General features: G+C 72.7%; 5 protein-coding genes and 1 pseudogene. 5 read left to right on the forward strand and 1 reads right to left on the reverse strand.

Features of this window, described 5'->3' with window-relative positions:
• The 5 genes and pseudogenes from ABZ281_RS36850 to ABZ281_RS36870 all read left to right on the forward strand — a co-directional run.
• Window positions 1-226 (forward strand): annotated as a pseudogene (locus tag ABZ281_RS36850) (hypothetical protein); the annotation flags it as partial.
• Window positions 223-834, forward strand: a complete 612-nt coding sequence (locus ABZ281_RS36855; protein WP_356662399.1) for a hypothetical protein — start codon at window positions 223-225, stop codon at window positions 832-834. The pseudogene ABZ281_RS36850 and the gene ABZ281_RS36855, both read left to right, overlap by 4 nt.
• A gap of 117 nt (window positions 835-951) precedes the next feature.
• The gene (locus ABZ281_RS36860; protein ID WP_356662400.1) at window positions 952-2271 is read left to right on the forward strand and encodes a jacalin-like lectin; all 1320 of its coding nucleotides are present in this window, start codon (window positions 952-954) and stop codon (window positions 2269-2271) included.
• Window positions 2272-2495: 224 nt separating this feature from the next.
• Entirely contained in the window at window positions 2496-3086 is a 591-nt protein-coding gene (locus ABZ281_RS36865; RefSeq protein ID WP_356662401.1) for a TetR-like C-terminal domain-containing protein, read from the forward strand.
• Window positions 3079-4074, forward strand: a complete 996-nt coding sequence (locus ABZ281_RS36870; protein ID WP_356662402.1) for an aminoglycoside phosphotransferase family protein — start codon at window positions 3079-3081, stop codon at window positions 4072-4074. Before ABZ281_RS36865 ends, ABZ281_RS36870 begins: the two co-directional genes overlap by 8 nt.
• A gap of 337 nt (window positions 4075-4411) precedes the next feature.
• Here the strand turns inward: ABZ281_RS36870 and ABZ281_RS36875 are convergent.
• The coding region (locus ABZ281_RS36875; RefSeq protein WP_356662403.1) for an isocitrate lyase/phosphoenolpyruvate mutase family protein at window positions 4412-5159 on the reverse strand (748 nt) is incomplete at its 5' end.

The following is a 5159-nucleotide window of genomic DNA, read 5'->3' on the forward strand; positions in this document are numbered from 1 at the left end:
CCCGCCGCTGGACTGGTTCCGCTCGGCCCACCTCGACCTCGTGGTCATCGAGCTGGCGGAGTTCCGCACGCGCGGCACGCCCGGCCGGCCGGACCCGTACCTGGCGGAGGGATACGTCGTCTTCGGGCCCGAACACGCCCCGGTGGTCCTCGCCCGGGAGGAGCCCGGGGCGGCCTGGGACGCGCTGGCCGCGCTGCGGGACTGCTGCGACCGCGATCGCGGGTGAGTCCCGGCCGGGTCAGGGCCGGCCCGCCGCTGGACTGGTTCCGCTCGGCCCACCTCGACCTCGTGGTCATCGAGCTGGCGGAGTTCCGCACGCGCGGCACGCCCGGCCGGCCGGACCACTTCGCGCGCTACTCCTACGTCCACGCCGAGGTACTGCTCGACCGGCTCGACGGGTCCATCGCCCGGATCCTGGACGAGAAGCGGACACTCGGTGCCGACGAGGCCCGGGACGCCGCCGCCGGCTGGCTCGACGCCTACGTCAACCAGGCCTACCGCTCCCTGAAGAGCTACCGCGACGACCGCCCCGACCTGGGCCACCTGGACGCCGCCGAGACCGTCCCGTACGCCCTGGCGGTGCTGTTCGCCCTGCACCGCCGCGTCCGGCCGTACAACAAGTACCTGCGCTGGGAACTGGAACGGCAGCCGCTGGGCGATCCCGGGTGGGGCGCGGGCCGTCTCCTGCCCGTCCTGCGGCGCATCCTGGGCGACGGCGACCCGTCCACCCAGCGCGTGCTCTTCACCGGGATCGAGAGGGCGGCGCGTGACGCCGGACACGGCGGGGTCCTCGACTCCTGGGGCACGGATCTGAACCTGCTGCGTCACTCCTGACGCCAGGACGTCTCCCACTGTTCGCGCTGTTCCCCTTGCGCACCAAGGGCATTGCCCTCGAACCTGAGCACCGTTCACCTTTCCTCCCCGTCGCCTCTCCGACCGGAGACACCCCCCATGAAGAGACTGATCGGCACCGTCGTGGCCGCCGCCCTGGCCGTCACGGGCCTGGCCACCACCAGCGCGACACCCGCCGCCGCCGCGGACTCCGGCTCCTTCACCGTCCTCACCTACAACGTCGCAGGCCTCCCCGAGGGCCTGAGCTCGGGCAACCCGGAGAAGAACACTCCGCTGATCTCGCCGCGCCTCGGGGCGTACGACATCGTCAACGTGCAGGAGGACTTCAACTACCACGCCGCCCTGTACGCGCGCGACGACCACCCTCACCGCACCGCGACCAGCGGCGGCGTCCCGTTCGGAGACGGACTCAACACCCTCTCGGACCATCCCTTCGAGGACTTCCAGCGCGTGAAGTGGAACAAGTGCACCGGCACCAACTGCCTCACGCCGAAGGGCTTCTCCCTGGCGCGGGTCCGGCTCGCCGAAGGTGTCTTCCTGGACCTCTACAACGTGCACACCAACGCGGACGACACCGACGACGCGCTCGCCGCCCGCCGCGCCAACGTCGAGCAGCTCTCCGACTTCATCCAGGCGAACTCGTCCGGCAACGCGGTGATCGTCATGGGCGACACGAACACGCGGTACACGCGCTCCGGCGACAACATCCGCACGCTCGTGAGCGAGAACGGCCTGACCGACGCATGGGTCCAGCGCGTGAAGGGCGGGACGCCCCCGGCCCAGGGCAGTGCCGCGCTCGTCTGCCCCACCACGGCACCGCCGGACGACTGCGAGGTCGTGGACAAGGTCCTCTACCGCGGCAGCAAACTGCTGAGCCTGAACGCGACCCGCTACGGCAACGCGTGGGCGTCCTTCCTGGACCCGGCCGGCGGCAACCTCTCCGACCACTTCCCGCACGCGGTCGACTTCTCCTACACGCTCGACTCGTCGCTGCGCGCGAGCGACTTCTTCGGCGGCCCGCACGGCACGGCCTTCAACGACGCGGACGACCTGCCGTCCACCCCGTCTCCGCGCACGCTCACCCTGCGCGGCGGCGCCCGCCTGGACGCCGTGTCGCTCACCCACGACGGCGGCACGACCCTCGCGCACGGCGGCACGGGCGGCACCGCGACCTCCCTCACCCTGGCCGCGGGTGAGCACCTGACCTCGGTCAAGCTGACACAAGGCCAGAAGGCCGGCCGTACCCGCCTGTTCTCGGCGGCGTTCACGACGGACCGCAACCGCATCCTGTCCACCGGCACGGCCACGTCCGACGCGAAGACCTTCACGGCCCCGACCGGCCGGCAGATCGTGGGCTTCACCGGCCGCGCGGGCGACGAGCTGGACAAGCTGGGGGTGGTGTACGCGCCGATCCGCTGAGCGGGGCGGACCGACGGCAACCGGGCGAGAGGGGGTGGGGGCCCGGGGCCGACGCGCGCAGGAGCTGGTGGCGGTGGGACGTGATCCGTGGGGCGGAACCCGAGCGGCGTGACCGGTGGGGTACGGCGTCCGCGTGCCCTCACCGGCGGCTACGATCGCTCCCAGCTCCCGTGGGCCCTCACCGACGACACGGCCCCTCTTCGAGAGGTGACCCCGAATCCTCCATGCCCAGAGCCGGTCTGACCCCCGAGCGCCTCGTCGCGGCCGCGGCCGACCTCGCCGACGAGGCCGGGTTCGAGGGCGTCACCCTCTCCGCCCTGGCCCGTCGCTTCGGGGTGAAGGACGCGAGTCTGTACACCCACGTCCGGAATCTGCGGGACCTGCGGATCCGGATGGCCCTCCTCGCCGGCGGCGAGATGATCGACCGGATCGCGGAGGCGGTCGAGGGACGGGCGCCCGGCAGGGACACGCTGGCCGCCTTCGCCGCCGCCTACCGGGCCTACGCCCTGGAGCACCCGGGCCGGTACGCGGCGACGCAGCTCCGGATCGACCCGGAGCTCGTCACCGACTCCCCCGCGATGCGCCGCACGGCCGACGTCACCTACGGCATGCTCCGCGCCTACGGTCTGGAGGAACCCGACCTCACCGACGCCGTGCGCCTGCTGCGCAGCACCTTTCACGGCTACTGCGCCCTGGAGTCCACCGGCGCCTTCGGCGCGCCCCGTGGCGTGCAGGTCTCGTGGGACAGGGCGATCGACGCCCTGCACGTACTGCTGCGGAACTGGCCCAGCGAGAAGAGGACACCCGATGGCTGATCACGCCCGATCCGACGACACCGCCGGTGCCATAGCCGAGATGCACTGCCTCGGCGGCGGCCCCTGGACCATGACGCCCGTCGCCCGGGGCGCGCTGGGCCAGATCTGGAAACTCTCCGGAAACGGTTGCTCGTATGCCGTGAAGGAACTCCTCTTCGGGTGCGACCCGGCCCAGGCGGCCCGCGAGGCGGCGTTACGGGATTCCGCGGCCGCCCTGGGCATCGCCTCGCCCCGGCTCCACCCCGACCTGCACGGCGCACACGTCTCCCGCCTCGACTCCCCGGGCGGCGGAACCTGGGTGAAGCTGTACGACTGGGTCGACGGCGACCGGGCGGACCCCGCCGATCCCGACGTCCTGGACTGGTTCGGCCGGACCACGGCCCTGCTCCACCAAGCCGGTCAGGGAGCCGTCGAGACCCCGGCCGACTGGTACGAGCGGTGTCCCGACGACGCCGGCTGGGCGGACGTCCTGAAGAAGGTGCGCGACGCCGGCCTGCCGTGGTCGGAGGAACTGGACCGGTTCATCGCCACGACTGCGCCTCCACTGGCCCACTGGGTGACCCCGTCGGCGCCCGACGACCTGGTGACCTCCCACCTCGACCTCCAGCCCCAGAACGTCCTGGTCGGCCGGGACGGACCGGTCCTCCTCGACTGGGACAACGCCGGGCCCGTCTGTGCGGAACGGGAGTTCGCACGCGCCCTCTTCGTCTGGTCCGGCGGCAACGATGTGGACATCGCCTCCGCGCGGCGCCTGACCCGGGCCTACCGCGAGGCCGGTGGCCGAGCCGACCTCACCGGCCCGGAGTCCTTCTCGATGCTCTTCGCCACGGCCCTGAATTACATCCACGTGCAGGCCGAGACCTCCGTAGACCCCGCCGTGGCCGCCGCGCAGCGGGAGTTCGCGGCCCGCCAGACCGTGGCCTTTCTGCGTACCGTGCCCGACCTCGCCGCCGTGGCCCTGCTGGTCGCCGCGCTCGACACGCCCTAGAGCGGGACGACGTGCCCGGGGGCCGCCCCAGTGGTGCGCCCCGGGGTCGAAGCCCGCGGGGGCCCGGTCGAGGAAGGCGGTTACGGAGGTGATCCGGCCGTCCTCGTCGAGGTGGATCACATCGGTCCCGGTGGCGAAGGTCGCGCCATCGCCGTCCTCGGTGAGGATCTGCCACCGGAGCCGCGCGCGCTGGTGGTGGATCTGAGGCCGCTCCCGCGGGCGCAGTGCGGCCGTGCCCATATGGGCGACGAACTGGTTCCGGAAGTCCATCAACGCCTGTGCCCCGCTGAGGACGCCGATCTCCGCGCGGTACTCGACGCCGTCGGTGACGGCTGGATCACTCCCGCGGCTGCACCTGGCCGGGTCCGCGACCCGGCGAAGCGAGCCCCGCCACCTCGTCGTACGACGGTGTCGGACCCGTCGGTGTGCGGCCCGCGCTGAGGTCAGCAACCGCTTCCAGGGCCGCACCCAGCGCCCGTCGGTACAGCAGCGAGCCGAGGCTGATGCGGCGTACGCCGACGTCGGCGAGGTGGGGGACGGTGGGGCCGCCGGGTGAGTAGAGGACGTTGAGGGGCACGTCCAGGTGGCGTACCAGGGTCTCGATGGCGTGCAGGTCGGTGAGGCCGGGCACGAACACCCCGTCCGCGCCCGCCTGTCGGTAGGCGTCGAGACGTGCGAGGGTGCCGTCGCCGTCGCCCAGCCAGTGGGTGTCGGTGCGGGCGTTGACGAACAGGGCGGGAGCGGCCCGCTTGACCGCCGCGATCTTCGCCGCATGGCGGGCGGTCGGTCCGAGGCCGTCCTCGAGGTTGATGCCGATGGCTCCGGCGGCGTACACCTCCCGCGCGAACTGCGCCACTTCGTCCGGATCGTCGCTGAATCCACCCTCCGCATCGACGGACAGCAGGAACGGCTCGGACCCCAGGGCCATGGCCAGCCGCAGCGTCTCCTCCCGGGTCGCCGCCGCCCCGTCGGGGAGCCCGGCGGCCGCGGCGACGCCCAGGCTCGTCGTCCCGACCGCGCGGAACCCCTGCCCCGCGAGGGCCCGGGCGGATGCATGGTCCCAGGCGTTGGGCAGGAGCAGGGGC

This window comes from Streptomyces sp. NPDC006265, from assembly GCF_040613555.1.
Taxonomy (GTDB): Bacteria; Actinomycetota; Actinomycetes; order Streptomycetales; family Streptomycetaceae; genus Streptomyces.

What these genes read in the sequence shown, in the direction of transcription:
- ABZ281_RS36870 (WP_356662402.1), top strand. Translation starts at nt 3,079, where the DNA reads ATGGCTGATCACGCCCGATCCGACGACACCGCCGGTGCCATAGCCGAG.
- ABZ281_RS36860 (WP_356662400.1), top strand. Translation starts at nt 952, where the DNA reads ATGAAGAGACTGATCGGCACCGTCGTGGCCGCCGCCCTGGCCGTCACG.
- ABZ281_RS36865 (WP_356662401.1), top strand. Translation starts at nt 2,496, where the DNA reads ATGCCCAGAGCCGGTCTGACCCCCGAGCGCCTCGTCGCGGCCGCGGCC.